Origin of the sequence: uncultured Sutterella sp., from assembly GCF_937923675.1 — a bacterium.
Lineage (GTDB): Bacteria > Pseudomonadota > Gammaproteobacteria > Burkholderiales > Burkholderiaceae_F > Sutterella.
Genome location: NZ_CALDXB010000084.1, coordinates 68,634 through 84,696 on the forward strand (window position 1 = coordinate 68,634; position 16,063 = coordinate 84,696).

Sequence of the window (16,063 nt, forward strand, 5' to 3'; positions counted from 1 at the left end):
GCCCGATGAAGCTCAAGCCCCCTTTCAAACTCAACGTGCCGATGGTGCTCACCTGGATCCGAATAGCACTCATCCCGGTCGTAATCGGAATCTTCTATCTCCCGGACTCCCTCGTTCCGGTTCATCTGCAGAACATCATCGCCTGCGTGGTCTTCGTCGTCGCCGCCGTCACGGACGCGCTCGACGGCTTCCTTGCCCGCCGCTACGAGGGCTGGGCCACGCGCATGGGGGCCTTCCTCGATCCCATTGCCGACAAGCTTCTCGTTGCGGCGGCTCTCGTTGCCCTCGTGGGGCTTGACCGCTGCGACATGGCGATCGCCATGATCATCATCGGCCGCGAAATCACCGTAACCGGCATCCGCGAATGGATGGCCAAGATCGGCGAATCAGGCCGCGTCAAGGTGAACTGGTACGGCAAATTCAAAACCATCGCGCAGATGACGGCCATTCCGTGCCTTCTCTGGTTTGATCCGTTCCTCGGCATTCCCGTCGCGCTCATCGGCGAATGGCTCATCATCATCGCCGCCGTACTCACCATTTATTCGATGTACGTTTACCTGCGCGCCGCCGCGCCCTTCTTTGAGGAAGCCCGCGCCCAGCGCGCCGCACTGAGAGCACAGAAGGCTCAGGCGCAGAGCCAGGGATCCTAGCTTGAAAAAAGCGCATTCCTGATCCACCGTTTTCCATTCAAGAGCGGCGCGCACTCTGGTTACTCCGAAGTGCCGTCGCTTTTTCGTTTCATGAGCGAACAGCAGCACAATCCTCTTTCGGACGAAAAGAAATCCTCTTTTTCGGATGAAGCACCCGGCCCGTCCGGGTCCTCTGCCGGGAACCTCAATCTGCTTGAGGCTCCTGCAAGGCCCGTGCACCTGCCGCCGCCGGGAAAGCCCGCGCTCCTTCCTCCCCCAGCGGAGGAAGAGCCCGCCGCCCCGATGCCTCAGGAAGCAGTCTCCCCTCAGAAAGTACCCGTAAAGGCCGAGAAAGAGGCCGGAATCGCGAACGAACCTCTACCGGCGCCCGCTGCAGCCGAAGAAAGCCGGAAGGCTCCCGAAGCGCCGCAGGCCGCCCCGGAAGCGTCCATTCCTCACGCTTCATTCGCCGGGCTCCTCGGCACGCTCGGGGGCCTCTCCCTCTCTGCTGCGCTCCTTCTTTTTGCAGCGGCCCACTTTCTCGGCTGGAGCCCCGCTGTCAGGCTTTCCTTTTTCGGAGGTCTTGCAGGCGCCGCTTTCCTGCCGCTTCTCCTCCTGCGGAATTCCGGGAAGCTCACCCGAGACATCTCCGCATCAGCGGGCGGCCTTCTTCTGGGACTTCTTCTCGTCGTCATCGGCCAGACCTGGCAGACGGGAGAGGGCGCGGCTTCCCTCATGCTCGCCTGGTCGGGGCTCCTCCTCCCGTGGCTTCTCTGCGTGAGGCGCCCCGTCATCTTCGCGCTCTGGTTCGTCGTCACGCTCACGGGGACTTATCTCCAGGGCTGGCAGATGGCGGAAAGCTTCAGGCTTCTCGAGAAGCTCCTCCCGGCAGCATTTCTCTCCTTTACTGCCGCGCTCGTCTTTTCCGTCATTCAATGGAAATCCGGCAGTTCCGCCATTCGCGCGGCCGGAATTCTCCCTGCAGCGTCCGCAGTGCTCCTTCTCGGCATTCTTCCGGCGCTCGATATTGAATATGGAACTTCCTCCGCCCCTTCGCTTCTCTCACTCGCCTACTTCATCGGAGCCCTGATTTTTTCGGCCGCCGCTTTCTTTTCGAAGCGCCCCGAACTGCGCTCCTTCGCGCTTCTCACGCTCCTCTCCTGGGCGAACGGATTCGCGGTTCGCTTTGCGCGGAGCGCTCATATTGCAAGCGACGAAGGGCTCCTTTACATATTGACGCTCCTGAACGGTCTCGTCTTTCTCGGCTGGATCCTTTTGCGCGCCAGACGAACACGCCTCCGGACGGTAGACGCCGGCGACTCTCCGATTTTTCTCGACTGGATCTGTCGCCGGATTCCTCAGACGGCCGGAGCCCTCATGGGCGCCGCGGCCGCGCTCCTTCTCGCCGCAACCATCTTCGCGCTCTTTTCGCTCTCCGGGACCGCTGCGGGAAGCATTCTCCTTGCCTCCGGCGCCCTCATTGAAATCGCGAGAAGAATTCAAAACTTCCGGCAGAAGACAGTCCCGAACCCCATGCAGTTTTCCGCTCTGCGGACGATTTCCTTTGCTCTTGCGGCTGCCGGCTGGGTCGTCCTTAGCGGAAGCCTTTCGAGCGCATCCGCCGCATGGATTCTCATTGCGCTCGCGCTCATTGGGGCGGTGCTTTTCCGATCCCGCATTGCGCTCGTTGCCGCTTTTCTGGTCGGAGCGCTCGTGCCCGACTTTCAGAATCCCTGGTTCGTGCACATCCCGACTGCGGCTTCCGCTGCCTGCGCGCTCATCATTGCCGTTCTGCTTTTCGCGCGTGAAAAGAGCCCGCTGCAGCGCGAAGCCCTCTGGTGGCTTCCGGCGCTTCTCCTCGCTCAGTGGCTTCTCCCTATTGCCGTTCAAACGAGCATCATCAACAGGGAAGCGCTCCCCCCTGAAGTCTCGCAATGGATTGGAGCGGCCGCGCTTCTCCTCACGGCTGCCGCTGCTCTTCTCAGAGAGAAGAAAAATGCTCTTCGCACGGTGCTCGTTTTTGCGGGAGCCGCTCTGGCAGGCGCCGCATTTTCCGCGAGCGCATCGCTTCTCCTCTGCCTTGCCGCTGCCGCAGCCTGCGCCAGAAAGCGCAGGCTTCAGCCCGGACTTCTTTTCCTCATTCTCTGCCTCGCTCTTCTCGAATGCGTCCGCGTCTACTGGCAAAGCCCCGAGAGCGGCGTCAACCTGCTCCTCAAAGGCGCCGTGATGCAGGGAACTGCGGGCGCGGGACTCCTCATTTCCTGCCTTGCGCTCACGCTTCAGCCTGAAAGGTCTGCAGCTCTGCGCGCTCAGCTTCAGCTGAAGCTTCTCCCGCTTCTCATCCTCATCCTGACGTGCGGAGCGCTCTTCTCCTCTATTGCGGCACGAACGGAAATCGCGGAGGCCGGCACCCGGTACGCCGCGGAACTGATTCCATCAGACCCGAGGGACATCGTGATGGGCGACTTCATGACGCTCAATTACGCGGCTGACGGCCGCGAGGCGCTCGAAGCCTATCGGAAGGAAGCTTCAACCCGGGATAGCGACGCGGATTCAGACGATCCGGTTCATTTCTGCGCTGCCGGGCAGGAAGGCGTTCTCACGATTCTCTCGGCTGCCGGGGATGGTGAAGCCTGTCCTGCGGGAACGACGCTCCGGCTTCCTGCCGACCGGAATTCAAGTTGGCGCATGACGCCGAAGCTTCCGCACCGCTGGTTCTTCCCCTCGGGCGATGCTCTGCGCTTTGAAGCTGCCCGCTTCGCTGAGCTCAGATGTCTCAGGGACCGCTGCCTCATCACGGGGCTCCTCGACGCTCAGAAAAATCCGATTTTGCCTTCCCAGAATTCTTCCGGACAGGAGGCGCCATGACTCAGTTTGAATCCACCGACATCTTCTGCCGCGTCATCGACAATTTCGGCGACGCAGGCGTCTGCTGGCGTCTTGCCCGGCGTTTTCTCGCGCTCGGCGTAAAGCGCATCCGCTTCATTACGGACCACCCGGAAGTGCTCGCAAAGCTCGCGCCGGATGCGGAGAAGCTTGCCCGGGTCATTCCCTGGGACTCCTTTGCGCTCGAGGCGGGGAAGCCTGACTTCGAGCCAGCGGACCTCGTGATTGAAACCTTCGGCTGCCGTCTCCCCGAAAGCTACGACGAGGCGCTTGCGGAAAAGCGCGCGCGTGCGATTGCCGCAGGACTCAAGCCCCCCTTCTACTTCAATCTCGACTACCTCTCCGCCGAAGACTGGGTGGAGGAGAGCCACAACATTACGGGGCTTCACCCGCGGCTCGACCTCCCGAAGCTCTGGTTCTTTCCGGGCTTTACGGAACGAACGGGCGGCCTCCTGATTGAGGACGACTATGAGGCGGCGCGGCAGAGCTTCATGCCCGGAAAGAAGGACTTCCTCGCATCTCTTAATGCAGACCCTGAGCGCGCAGCGCTTTTTGTCTTCTGCTACCCCGTGAACCGCGTTGAAACCCTGGCCGAAGGCCTCGCTCTTTCCGACAAACCCTGGAACGTTCTCATTGCTCCGGGAGAAGCGGGCGACAGGCTCGAAGGGCTTCTCAAAACGATCGGCGCTGAGGGGAATCGCATCCGCGCCGTGCGTACGCCCTTTCTTCCCCAGACCGAATTCGATCGTCTGCTCTGGGCGAGCGATGCCGGGATCATTCGCGGCGAAGACAGCTTTGTTCGCGCACAGCTTGCCGGACTTCCCTTCCTCTGGTCGACCTATCCCACCGAGGACCATGCACATCGCGTGAAGCTCGACGCCTGGCTCGACAAGTTCGTACCCGTACTGCCCGAATCGCTTGCTGATCGATATCGGAAAACGAGCGTCGAATGGCTCGAGGGCGAGCTTTCGCCCGAAGGCTTCAGGGATTTTTTAGAGTTTGCACCAACGCTCCGGCCTTCGCTCCTTGAGTGGCAGAAGAAGCTCCTGAGCCGCGGAGATCTCGCCCGGCACATGCTTCAACGCGCCCAAAGCGCGCTCTAAGGTGAATCTCCGGCGAGGCACTAAACGCATATCCCGTCAATTTGATAGAATTACGTGCTTAAAGTTTTTTCGTCCTTGCGCACTTACAGGCAGAAAGCGTCGGGGACTCGCTCGCAAACTCTGCATTAGAGGAATTTTTCTCAAATGAAAACCGCACAGGAACTGCGCGTCGGCAATGTCTTCATGGTCGGCAAGGATCCGATGGTCGTCGTTAAGGCTGAATACTCCAAGGGCGGCCGCGGCGCCTCCACCGTCAAGATGAAGATGAAGAATCTTCTGACGAACGCCACCACTGAAACCGTCTTCCGCGCCGACGACAAGTTCGAAGATCTCGTCCTTGACCGCAAGGAAGTGAACTACTCCTACTTCGCTGATCCGCACTATGTCTGGATGGACGGCGAATACAACCAGTACGAAGTCGACGCCGACGTGATGGCTGAAGCCCTCAAGTACCTTGAGGACAACATGCCCGCCGAATGCGTCTTCTACGAAGGCCGTCCGATCTCCATCGAACTCCCGACGATCCTCGTTCGCGAAGTCGTCTACACGGAACCCGCCGTCAAGGGCGATACGTCTGGCAAGGTCATGAAGCCCGCCAAGCTCGCCACCGGCTATGAGCTCCAGGTTCCGGCCTTCGTCAACACCGGCGACAAGATCGAAATCGATACCCGCACGGGCGAGTATCGCAACCGCGTCAAGTAATTTGACTGGTTGGGGAAGCACCTCGTCTTAAAGGCACCTTCCTTTGATCTGAAGCCCGATGTCTGAAAGAATTCAGCATCGGGCTTTTGCTTTCCTGGTCGGTTTGAAAAGTTCGTTGAAAACCTCTGGACTGCAACGTTGAGATTCCATCATCATCTCTCAGAACACGTGATGACTCATTCCGGTAGTGGTTACACAACAAAAAGTACATCCCAACATTTGTTAGAACAAAGTATTTATTATTTTTAATTCACTCAATGGAGGATTGATCTCATGGCCTTGCCCAACAACAATATTGCCTACGCCATTAAGTACGAAGGATTGTCGTATGGAATGCACGAGATCGATCTTGCCTCCCTTGGCGAATCGTTACAGGGATTTGCCAAAATCCTTGCTACTACAGGTCATTTCATCTCGACGGGACAGTACGTTAAACAGTACAGTGCTCAAGCTGTTCGTGTCACCACAAAGGCAGAACTCCAGCAAGGGAGCATCGAAATCTGGACAACGCTTCAGATACTCACAGAAAATCCTCTCTTTTCTGGTTCAGGTGGCGTACTGCTGGGCGTATTGATACAGTGGTTGTTCACTCGTAAGGACAAGCGTGAAATGGAACATTTAGCTGCTGCTCTGGATAAAGCGCTTGAACAGAACAAAGAGCTTGCCGAAAACTCTCAAAAAATGAACGCTCAGCTTCTGGATACAATCAACCGAATGGCTGATGGCCTTTCGGCAGCTGCGCGTCAGGCACTTGCACCTGTTGGCAAGTCGTGCAAGAGTATTTCAGTTTTAAATTCCGAACAAAAGATCATCAGCACCGCTAATGAAGAAACAAAATCGGGAATGACCGAAATTGAAAACACCTTCATTCCCACTAAAGAGTACGAAGGAAAGCTATCAGAACTCGACAAGGTTACCGGCGCCTGCAAGCTTACAATCGCCACTGGAGAACGTCTGCCAGGAGTGATCTCGGATCCAGCACTCACGTTGACCAGCAATGTTTACACAAAGGCATTTTATGAGGATTCGACCATCACCCTCATTGCAAAAGCGCAAATTGATAAAGATGGCAACATTGCCAAACTTTTCATTAGTGATGCCTCATTAAATGAAGACCTTGACGAATCCGCAGAAACGATCAGTGGCAAAAGTTAAAGCGCTACTTAATAGTGCAACAGCCCCGTCGTCATGAGTCAAAGCCCCTCAATTGCTGAGTGAAACAAATTTGAATCTTTTCTGATCAACTGATTTAGTCCGCATCAGCACTAATAACCGCCAGGAATTCCATGGATATCGTCAAGGACAATAAAATGTACATGCAGATCGCGCAGATTGCTGCTGAACGCAGCTATGCCAAGCGCCTGCGCGTAGGCTGCGTCATTGTGAAGAACCATTCCATCATTTCCTTCGGCTGGAACGGCATGCCGACCGGATACGACAACTGTTGCGAAATGGAAGTCGACGGCAAGCTCGTCACCCGTCCGGAAGTGCAGCATGCAGAGCTCAACGCCATTGCGAAGCTCGCCGAAAACGGATACTCCTCAAAGGGCGCGGCAATCTTCATTACGCATAGTCCCTGCATCCACTGTGCGCTCCTCATTCAGAAATGCGGCATTTCTCAGGTCTACTATCACGAGCTCTACCGGAGCCGCGAAGGGCTCGAATTTCTCGAACGCGCCGGCATCGAAGTTCACCAGCTGTGACTATTCCCGTCCAATCCTTGGGAGTGGACGGGAGTTAAGCGGAAATCCTTCGATCATCTCAAGAGATTTATCAACTTAGGAAAGCAGTAGACATCTAATGTGTTTGTCTCAACGAAGAGGCAGTTTTGTATATGCAAAATGCGTTGTACCCAGAAAAGTGGCACTTAGTGTACACAAAGCGTTTTGTATCTAGCAAAGTATGGTTTAGTTGAGACAAGGCCTTTTATCTCTACTGAAAAAAACGGAATCCCCTTTTTCTTCGGGAGATTCCGTTTTTTGTAGGGACCGTCAGAGCGGGCCTCCGTGAGCTGAAGCGACCTGAGCCTCGTCAGCCGAGGTGGCGCAGCACCATGTTTTCGAAAACATTGACGCCGAGCTTCAGAAGCGAATCATCGAAATGCATGGTCGCCGCATGGAGACCCGGCGTCGCGCCGACGCCGACGCCGAAGTAGGCGGCCTTCATCTGCGGGCGATGGAGCTTATAGAAGTGGAAGTCCTCGCCGCCGCCTCCGCAGTCGTGAGCGAGATTCTCTTCGCCCGCGGTCTGGCGGATCGCATCCGCGACCTCAGCCGTAAAGTCGTCGTCGTACCAGCAGGCCGGGCAGACGACATTGCGGATGAGCTTCCCCTTCGCACCGTAGGCTGCCGCGGTGCCGTTCACAACTTCTTCCATGCGCTTCAGAAGCGCGTCCATCAGGTCGTTCGTCTGCGCGCGCACGTCGAACGTAATGCGGGCCTTATCGGGAACAGTGTTGGTTGCCCCGGCGTCGGCATGAATCTGCGTGGCTTTCGACGACCACGACATCTTCGGATCAAGCCAGATCGCCTGGACGCCCTCGATCACGGCGCAGGAGACGTCGATCGCGTTGACGCCGAGATGGGGGCGCGAGGCATGCGCGCCGCGGCCCTCGATCTCAACGAAAACAGTGGTCGAAGCCGTATGGCGCACTGCCGGACAGATTTTCCCTGCGGGCACGTCCTGAATCGGACGAATATGAGCGCCGAGAATCATGTCCACGTCGTCGATGACGCCCGCCTTGATCATGGCGGGAGCGCCGTCGAGCGTTTCCTCTGCCGGCTGGAAGAGGAGCTTCAGCGTTCCGCGGCGGACCTTGTCCTTCAGGCGGCTCGCGGCTGCAAGGAGCATCGCCGTGTGGCCGTCGTGGCCGCAGGCATGAATGCAGCAGGGCTTGCCGTCGATTACGAAGGGAAGCGCATCCATATCCGCGCGGAGCATCATCACGGGACCGGGTTCCTTGCCGCGGATGATGCCGAGAACCCCGGTCGTTCCGCCCACATTGCGATGGGTCTCAATCCCGAGCGCTTCAAGCTTCTCTGCAACATAAGCGGCGGTCTTCTCTTCATGGAGCGCAAGTTCAGGCATCTCATGAAGTTCGCGGCGAAGCGCCTGGGGGTCATAAATCTCTGCCATAGGGAATACTCTGAAAGTAATAGCCGATGCACCTCAGGCGCATCATTCTCAAGCGGGAACGAGTGACTGCATAATCTCTCCTTCCCCGCGCCGCGGCGTTTCCCGCCTGCGGTCCGGTTTTCTTTATACGCTTTTTTTCCCGGTCAGATAAATGCCGAACGCTTCTACTCCCGCGGCGCGAGACAGAATGTCGCGCTTGAAAGACATCCCGAGACTTCGCGAGGAAGCGGAAACCATCCGCGTCATGACGGGCGAATACTGCGCGCACTTTCACGGCACGGACGGAAAGAACCTCTGTCCTGCCTGCAGGGAATTCCTTGCCTACGCCCTGAAGCGCCTCGCCTGCTGTCCCTACGGCGGCGAAAAGCCCGTCTGCGGCAAATGCAAAATCCACTGCTACAAGCCCGCTGAGCGCGAAACGGCAAGGCGCGTCATGCGCTGGGCAGGTCCCCGCCTCATGTGGACGCACCCGAAGATGGCCTTCATCCACCTGCTGGACCTGAGACGCGAAGCCCCGGAAAAGCCCCGCAACAAGGCGGCCAAACCCTGACCATCTCCTTTTTCGCCATGTTCCTGCTGATTCTTCCGATTCTCTCCCATGCGCTCATGACGGCGCACCTTCTCTTCAACGGCTTCGGCATCTGGTCCTTCGCGCCGCTCCTCGCGCTGATACCGCTCTTCATCCGGCGCCCCGCAATGATCTGGATAGAGAGCCTGCTCCTCATCCTCTGGGGCATTGAATGGCTTCGCGCGGACTATGCGCTCGTCATGCGCCGCATGGCCTGGGGCGATCCCTGGCTTACTGCCGCCCTCATTCTCGGCGGGGTCGCCTTCTTTTCCTTCCTCTCGGCCTTCGTCTTCAAGGCGCCCCGCCTTCAGCGCTTCTACAGAAAATAACCTTATTTTTCAATAAATAAGCGAAAGGTCTATCGTTTCTACCAAAGCCGGCTAATTGTCGACCAACTGTAACAATTTGTATCTTCGGTTTGACTCTAAGGACATCTATCTATAAAGTCTCGACAATTTGTGCTGAGGAAACGCAGTCATGCGTGCCCGGCTAACTCGTGAGGTTTTCTCCAATCAAAATCCCCCACTGGAAGGAGACAAGTCAATGTCCACGACTGACAACGCCCCTCTGACGATCCGCGACATGATCGAGCCCGCGATCAAGGCCGCCGGCGGCTGGGTCAACACCCATGCGCACGCCGACCGCGCCTACACCCTTTCGCCCGACGTGCTTGAGATGCGCCGCACCTGCACGCTGCAGCAGAAATGGGACGCCCTCGACCGTCTGAAGCGCGAATCGACGGAAGAAGATTTCTACCGCCGCTTCTCCATCTTCTTCGAAAATCAGATCGCTCAGGGCGTTACGGCGCTTGCGACCTTCGTCGACATTGACCCGCAGTCCGAAGACCGCGCCATCAAGGCCGGCATCCGCGCCCGCGAACACTACAAGGACCAGCTCACGGTCAAGTTCGCCAACCAGACGCTCAAGGGCGTGATCCATCCGGAAGCCCGCAAGTGGTTCGACATCGGCGCCGAACTCGTGGACATCATCGGCGCGCTTCCGAAGCGCGATGAACGCGACTACGGCAAGGGCGACGAAGCCTTCGACATCATCCTCTCGACGGCGAAGCGCCTCAACAAGATGGTCCACGTCCACGTCGACCAGTTCAACGAATCCCTCGAATACGAAACCGAACAGCTCTGTGAAAAGACGATCGAGCACGGCATGGAAGGCCGCGTCGTCGCCATTCACGGCATCTCGATCGGCGCGCACTCGAAGGCTTACCGTCAGCGCCTCTACGCCCTCATGAAGAAGGCGGGCGTCATGATGATCGCCTGCCCGACCGCCTGGATCGACACGCCGCGCTCCGAAGAGCTCGTTCCGATGCACAACTCCATGACCCCGGTCGACGAACTCGTTCCCGCCGGCATCACGGTCGCGCTCGGCACCGACAATGTCTGCGACGCCATGGTTCCCTGGAACGCCGGCGACATGTGGCACGAAATGACGACCCTCGCCACGGGCTGCCGCTTCGACTACTTCGATGAACTCGTGAAGATCGCTACGGTGAACGGCCGCAAAGTGATCGGCATCGAATAACACCCATCGCGACCTGGAGCCATAAAGAAAATGTACGTTTCACCCATCGCCAATGACATTCTCGCCGGCCACCTGATCAACTACGGTGCCGTTTCCTTCATGACGGATGCGCCGATGCGCCTCAAGTCGGGCCTCGTCACGCCGATCTACGTCGACAACCGCTCGCTCACGGGCCATCCGGACGCCTGGCGCGACATCATTGAGACCACGTGCTCTCGCATCGCGCAGCTCGGCCTCAAGTTCGACATCATCGCGGGCGTTGAAGGCGCGGGCGTCTCGCATGCCGCTGCTCTGGCCTATCGTCTCGGCAAGCCCTCGATCTTCGTGCGTCAGCGCGCGAAGACCTACGGCGACCACAGCCGCGTTGAAGGCACTTCCGTGAAGGGCAAGCGCGTCCTCATCATCGAAGACCACATCTCCACGGGCCTCTCGCTCCTCTCCGCCGTCGAAGGCCTCAAGGCCGAGGGCGCGATCGTCGAGGACTGCCTCGCCATCACGAGCTTCGGCATCGACGAAACGACGAAGCTCTTCGAGAAGGAAAACGTCACCTGCCACGAACTCCTCGACTTCACGCTCGTGCTCGAGAAGGCCGTGGAAATGGGCAAGATCGACTCTGAGAAGAAGCTCCTCCTCATCGACTGGCTGGCCAATCCCTGGACCTGGGCGGCCCGCAACGGCCTCACCCCGACGGGTAATGAAAACTGATAGAGACGCTTTCTAGCGTTCTTCTTTCTGTACCGCTGCCTGATTCCTCACGGAATCGGCGGCGGTTTTCTTTTGCGCATTCTTCAGGCTTAAAGTCGCAAAATGACTTTTCCGCACGCATTGGATGCGCTCCCGGCGCGTTAAAATTTTCTGTTGAGCCTCCTTCCCCTCAGGCATCGCTTTTTAACCCCTGAAAATTCATGAAGTACCTCATCGTTGACGACCACGCCCTCATTACGGGCGCACTTTCGCTGATGCTTGAAGACCGCGATCCGGAGGCGGAAGTCCACACTGCCGCTACTGCCCGCGAGGCGCTTGATCTCGTGAATCGCGAGGGCGATGCCGATCTCCTGATCCTTGACCTCTCGATGCCCGACGTCACCGGCACCGAACTCATGGAAGAGATCGTCCGCATGCAGCCGATGCTCAAAATTCTGGTGGTTTCGGGGCTTGCCGACCAGGAAAGCATCATGCGCGTGCTTCAGCTTGGGGCCGCTGGCTTCGTCCCGAAGTCGCTCGACACCGAAATGCTCGGAAACGCCATTGATTTCGTTCTCAAGGGCGGCGTCTTCATTCCGTCGAAGCTCCTCACGGAATCGCAGAGGGTCGGGTTCTTCACCCGCACGGCGGCGCACCTCAAGTCGAGCGCCGAAGAGCCCGTGCACCTCACCGAACGCCAGAAGGACGTACTTGCGCTTCTCGCACAGGGCGCTCCCATCAAGCGCATCTGCCGCGAACTTGATCTTTCCGAAGGCACCGTGAAGACCCATGTTGCGGCGATCTACCGCGCCTTCGGGGCTTCGAACCGCACCGAGGCGCTCCTCGCCGCGAGGCGCGCCGGGTTCGACATCGACCTTTGACCCCTCAAATCACGGGCGGCTCCCCGGCTGAAGAGCCCTCCTGAGAGCTCTCGCTCCGTGCGAGCGAAATCGCAGCGGGCTCCACTCTTGCCGCCGCTCGCGCAATGGCGGCATTCAAAGCCACGTCTGATGCGGGCTTCTGGAGGATCACGGGCATTTCCTTCGGCAGGGGCTTCCCCGACTGCTTTCTCTCGCGGAAATCCGCTTCAATCAGGTCTCTCGCGACCGCCGTGAGGAGTACCGTCGGGATTTCCGCGCCGAGTCCGGCTTCCAAAAGACCTGCTGCAGCGAGCCCCGTTACCTCGCCGTCGCCTAAGTTGTAGTCGGATAGAAGAATGAGCCTCCCTTTCCGGGCGCGCGCTTCCTTCACGCGTTCGAGGAGGTCTTCGCTCCACGCTTCCGCGGCAATCACTTCCGCTCCCCAGCTCGCGAGCTTCGCGGAAAGTGCTTCCTTGACGAAGGGATTGTCCTCGAGGAGGAACGCAGCGCCCTCGAGGCGCTCAACCAATTCGCTCGGCGGCGTTTCCTTCTCAAGGTACTTCACCTGCTCGCTCTCGTCGAGATTGAGTCCGAGCCTGAAAACGCTTCCGCGCCCCGGGTGCGAACCGATCGTGAGGTCGATGCCGAGCTGCCGGCAGATGCCCTTCACAATGGAAAGACCCAGCCCGAAGCCGTCGCCGGGATTGCGCTTTCCTGCGGCGCCCCGGTAGAAGGTTTCAAAAATCCGCTTCTTTTCCTCCGCCGTGAGCCCTGGGCCCGCATCGTAGACGCCGAGCGTGACGCGCGAGCGCCCGATCCGGCGGGCGGCGACCACCACTTCAGCGCCGGGCTTCTCGGTATAGCGGATGGCGTTCGTGATGAGGTTCTGGAGCGCCCTGCGCAGCATAAGTCTGTCCGTGGTGACGGTGGCGGGTATCGGCCGGACGCGGAGTTTGAGCCCCTTCTTTCTCGCCACGGGCCCGAATTCGCGCTCGATGTCGAAAAAGAGCTCGGGGATGGAAATCGCTTCCGGATGAAGCTCAAGCCGCCCGAATTCCATGCGCGTCACTTCAAGAACCTGTTCAACCAGCGTGGAAATGGAACTCGAGGTTCGCGTGATCTGTTCGATCACGGGCGCCGTCTGGGGCGTTGCCCGGCGCTTCAGAATATCGAGAAAGATCCCCATCGCCTGCAGGGGCTGCCTCAGATCATGGTTGGCGGCGGCAAAGAACTGCGCCCGGCGTTCGCTTTCCTGCTGCGTTTTCCTGCGCGCGGCTTCTGAGCGCGAAACCTCAACCTTGAGGCGCTGCACGAGCCGCTCGTTCTGGTCGTCGTTCAGAATGGCCGAGAGCATCATCTCGTTGAGCCTGCGCCCGGAATAGAGCACGAACCCCGTGACGACAAGAAGAATGAGCGCCATGATGGTCTGCGAGATGCCGTACTGGGCGGCGACGGAAACCGTCACGGGCGCAAGCGAGAGGAGCGTGAAGGCGGTGAGCGACGGCATCCAGCAGGAATAGACGGGCCAGCTCGCGAACGTGACGGCGACGATCACCGCCACCACCACGACCTGATAGATCCCCGACTGCGGGAGCATCAGGGCCGCGCCCGCGCCGCCCCAGATCAGTCCCGCGCTCGATGCGAGCATCGTCCAGCGGCGGATCCAGAGCCTCACGCGCTCGGCTTTCCTCGGATCGCGCCAGAAGGAGCGCACGAAGACGAGCGAAATCCAGAGTTCAAGAAGCCCGAAGACCGCCCAGATGATGAGCGCTGATCTCGGCGCGTCGGTCGACCAGAAAGCCGCGGCGATGCCCGCCATGCCGATGAACTGCGCGGCAAGCGCGACCGGATAGAGCTTGAGCGACGTGAGAAAAAGCTTCACGAGCGTGCGCGCGGTAATGCTCCGCGACGTCGGCAGGCTCATGAAGGCCTTCAGAAACCCGAATATGGAGCGGCGCGACGAGAAGGTCATGACGGCATTCTCCAGGTGAGCCTCGCGCGCCTGCCGTCGAGCGAAAGGGTTGCGGGAAGCCCCACAGGGAGCGTCGCCTTTCTGTCGATATGCCCGAACGGAAGCCCAGTCACCATCGGAATAGAGCCCGGCAGCCGCGAACGGATGTAGCCGAGCGTGCGTGCAAGCGTCTGGTCGCCCTCAAAGCGCACGGCGTCGTCCGCATTCGTGAAGGCGCCGAAGAGTATTGCCCTCTGTCGATGAAGGACCCCGGACTCAAGGAGCGAAAGGAGCATCCGTTCAACGCGGTACGCCGCTTCCCCCACGTCTTCCAGAAAAAGAATGCCGCTTCCCGTTTCCTCAAACGGAAACCACCGGGTTCCGAGAAGGCTCTCGATCAGGCAGAGATTTCCGCCCCAGAGCGTGCCCGTCCGTTCAAATTGCTTCGGCATTTCCCCAAGGAGCGCAGGTTCTGCTTCCCAGGCGAGCGGACCGGGATTTTCGCCGAAAACGACGCGGAAGCGCTCCGCCATAAAGGGATCGGGATCCGCAAAGCTCATCAGCATCGGCCCCTGCCAGGAATAGCGCCCGGTCATCGCGAGAAGCGCCAGATTGAAGGCGGTGAAGTCCGAGAACCCCACGACCGGAACCCGGGCTGCAGCTATTTTTTGCCAGTCAAGGAGATGAAGAAGCCGCGTCATGCCGTAGCCGCCGCGAAGCGGCATCACAAGGTCGGCATCTTCCGACAAGAGCGCCGTCTCAAAGTCGCGCGCCCGGACTTCGTCTGTTCCGGCAAACCGCGCCGTCTGCTCGAAAACGCCGCCCATGAGGGTCGGAATCATGCCGAGCGATTCGATGGAGGCAATCGCCTTCTCGCGCCGTTCGTGGTCGATCGCTCCCGTACGCGTAAGGACCTGGTACGAAGGCGCCGGGATGATCACGCGGCGGGGAGGATCAAAAGGCTTCAGGGCGTCTGAATCTGCTTCCTTCATCATGATTGGGTTTTCTCCTTTCTTCTGCGGGCAAAAAAGTCCCGCATGAGCGCTTCGCCTTCCTCGCCGAGAACGCCGCCTTCAATGACGGGCCGGTGATTGACGCCCGGGATGTCGAAAAGCCGGAAAGCACCGGCAAGCGCTCCCCGGCGCGGATCTCCCGCACCATAAACGATCCTCGCGCACCGTGCTTCCGAGATGGCCCCCGCGCACATCGGACAGGGTTCCAGGGTCACGTAGAGCGTCGTCTGCGTGAGCCGGTGGTTCCCGGCTGCAGAAGCTGCTCGCCTTAAGGCCAGCACCTCGGCGTGCGCCGTCGGGTCGCCCGTTCTGAGCGTTTCGTTGCCGGCTTTCCCGAGGACGCGGCCGTCCTCTACCACAACCGCGCCCACCGGGATTTCGCTTGCTTCTCCGGCCCTGCGGGCCTCTTCGAGCGCGAGCTTCATGAAGCGGACGTCTTCCTCCGGATTCCCGGAAAGTCGTTTCGGCGCATTCGCCTCGCGGTTCTTCTTCTGAAGGGTCTCCTTCATACGGGCGCGGCGCTCTTCCAGAATCACGCGCGCGGCTTCGAGATCATCAAGAAGCCTCGCGGCGGTGACGCCCGGGCGCGGCTCGAGCCGGATGTTCGCGGCGCCATCCTGCTCTTCAACGAACCCCTCCGCCTTCGCAGCATTGAGCAGTTCCTCAGGCGAAGCCTTAAGCCAATCGCCCGGGCCCGAAAGGAAGTCCCTGAGAGAGTCGAGGAGCGACCCGATGGAAGGATTTTTTCCAACCTCTCCCAGAAGCGCCGCACCCGCAACGATTCTGCGGTCTTTGGGATCTGCGGCAATGAGGGAACTCAAGGGTATGCCCCTGCGAATCGAAAGCTCCGTAAAGCGTTCGATGTCGCTGATGGAAAAGTCGGGATTGAAGAGCACGTACATCAGTGGCGTCTGGTTTCAAAAGTGGTTTTCCGTGCCGGCCATTTTACGTCCCCGGGCTCTATCGTCTCGGCGCAACTTTCGGGTTAATCCT

The 16,063-nt window shown here is 59.2% G+C and carries 15 protein-coding genes; 11 read left to right on the forward strand and 4 right to left on the reverse strand.

What is annotated here, in order from left to right; genetic code table 11:
- The first annotated feature begins 5 nt into the window (after window positions 1–5).
- The 6 genes from pgsA to Q0106_RS10145 all read left to right on the forward strand — a co-directional run bounded on the left by pgsA (window position 6) and on the right by Q0106_RS10145 (window position 7,023).
- Window positions 6–650 (forward strand): CDP-diacylglycerol--glycerol-3-phosphate 3-phosphatidyltransferase, encoded by a 645-nt coding sequence (gene pgsA / locus Q0106_RS10120; protein ID WP_297612383.1) that lies wholly within the window; start codon window positions 6–8, stop codon window positions 648–650.
- 90 nt (window positions 651–740) lie between these two features.
- On the forward strand, window positions 741–3,497 hold the full coding sequence (locus Q0106_RS10125) for a GDYXXLXY domain-containing protein (protein WP_297612386.1): 2,757 nt from the start codon (window positions 741–743) through the stop codon (window positions 3,495–3,497).
- Window positions 3,494–4,618 (forward strand): elongation factor P maturation arginine rhamnosyltransferase EarP, encoded by a 1,125-nt coding sequence (earP, locus tag Q0106_RS10130; protein ID WP_297612389.1) that lies wholly within the window; start codon window positions 3,494–3,496, stop codon window positions 4,616–4,618. Before Q0106_RS10125 ends, earP begins: the two co-directional genes overlap by 4 nt.
- Window positions 4,619–4,762: 144 nt before the next feature.
- Window positions 4,763–5,320, forward strand: coding sequence for an elongation factor P (gene efp, locus Q0106_RS10135; protein WP_152158122.1), 558 nt, complete (start codon window positions 4,763–4,765; stop codon window positions 5,318–5,320).
- 273 nt (window positions 5,321–5,593) lie between these two features.
- On the forward strand, window positions 5,594–6,475 hold the full coding sequence (locus Q0106_RS10140; RefSeq protein WP_297612391.1) for a hypothetical protein: 882 nt from the start codon (window positions 5,594–5,596) through the stop codon (window positions 6,473–6,475).
- Window positions 6,476–6,630: 155 nt separating this feature from the next.
- Window positions 6,631–7,023 (forward strand): deaminase, encoded by a 393-nt coding sequence (locus Q0106_RS10145; RefSeq protein WP_297612394.1) that lies wholly within the window; start codon window positions 6,631–6,633, stop codon window positions 7,021–7,023.
- Window positions 7,024–7,351: 328 nt separating this feature from the next.
- Here Q0106_RS10145 and Q0106_RS10150 read toward each other — a convergent pair whose 3' ends face one another.
- On the reverse strand, window positions 7,352–8,455 hold the full coding sequence (locus Q0106_RS10150) for an amidohydrolase (protein ID WP_297612397.1): 1,104 nt from the start codon (window positions 8,453–8,455) through the stop codon (window positions 7,352–7,354).
- 187 nt (window positions 8,456–8,642) lie between these two features.
- Between Q0106_RS10150 and Q0106_RS10155 the strand changes: the two genes are divergently transcribed.
- The 5 genes from Q0106_RS10155 (at window position 8,643) to Q0106_RS10175 (ending at window position 12,127) form a co-directional block, all read left to right on the forward strand.
- The gene (locus Q0106_RS10155) at window positions 8,643–9,005 is read left to right on the forward strand and encodes a nitrous oxide-stimulated promoter family protein (protein ID WP_297612400.1); all 363 of its coding nucleotides are present in this window, start codon (window positions 8,643–8,645) and stop codon (window positions 9,003–9,005) included.
- 17 nt (window positions 9,006–9,022) lie between these two features.
- Entirely contained in the window at window positions 9,023–9,352 is a 330-nt protein-coding gene (locus Q0106_RS10160; protein WP_297612404.1) for a hypothetical protein, read from the forward strand.
- A 214-nt stretch (window positions 9,353–9,566) separates the two neighbouring features.
- Window positions 9,567–10,562 carry an amidohydrolase family protein gene (locus Q0106_RS10165; protein WP_297612407.1) on the forward strand — a complete coding sequence of 332 codons (996 nt, stop codon included), beginning with the start codon at window positions 9,567–9,569 and terminating at the stop codon, window positions 10,560–10,562.
- Window positions 10,563–10,592: 30 nt separating this feature from the next.
- Window positions 10,593–11,267: a phosphoribosyltransferase family protein gene (locus Q0106_RS10170; RefSeq protein ID WP_297612410.1), complete on the forward strand. Its 675-nt coding sequence runs from the start codon at window positions 10,593–10,595 to the stop codon at window positions 11,265–11,267.
- 200 nt (window positions 11,268–11,467) lie between these two features.
- The gene (locus Q0106_RS10175) at window positions 11,468–12,127 is read left to right on the forward strand and encodes a response regulator transcription factor (protein ID WP_139687630.1); all 660 of its coding nucleotides are present in this window, start codon (window positions 11,468–11,470) and stop codon (window positions 12,125–12,127) included.
- Between the two features lie 4 nt (window positions 12,128–12,131).
- Here the strand turns inward: Q0106_RS10175 and Q0106_RS10180 are convergent, their stop codons facing one another.
- Genes Q0106_RS10180 through tadA form a run of 3 tightly spaced genes read right to left on the reverse strand, consistent with a single transcriptional unit; the run spans window position 12,132 to window position 15,972 of the window.
- Window positions 12,132–14,078: a HAMP domain-containing sensor histidine kinase gene (locus Q0106_RS10180; protein WP_297612413.1), complete on the reverse strand. Its 1,947-nt coding sequence runs from the start codon at window positions 14,076–14,078 to the stop codon at window positions 12,132–12,134.
- Window positions 14,075–15,052 carry an LD-carboxypeptidase gene (locus Q0106_RS10185; protein ID WP_297612416.1) on the reverse strand — a complete coding sequence of 326 codons (978 nt, stop codon included), beginning with the start codon at window positions 15,050–15,052 and terminating at the stop codon, window positions 14,075–14,077. The genes Q0106_RS10180 and Q0106_RS10185 overlap by 4 nt, the downstream gene beginning before the upstream one ends.
- Window positions 15,049–15,972 carry a tRNA adenosine(34) deaminase TadA gene (gene tadA / locus Q0106_RS10190; RefSeq protein WP_297612419.1) on the reverse strand — a complete coding sequence of 308 codons (924 nt, stop codon included), beginning with the start codon at window positions 15,970–15,972 and terminating at the stop codon, window positions 15,049–15,051. The genes Q0106_RS10185 and tadA overlap by 4 nt, the downstream gene beginning before the upstream one ends.
- Between the last annotated feature and the right edge of the window lie 91 nt (window positions 15,973–16,063).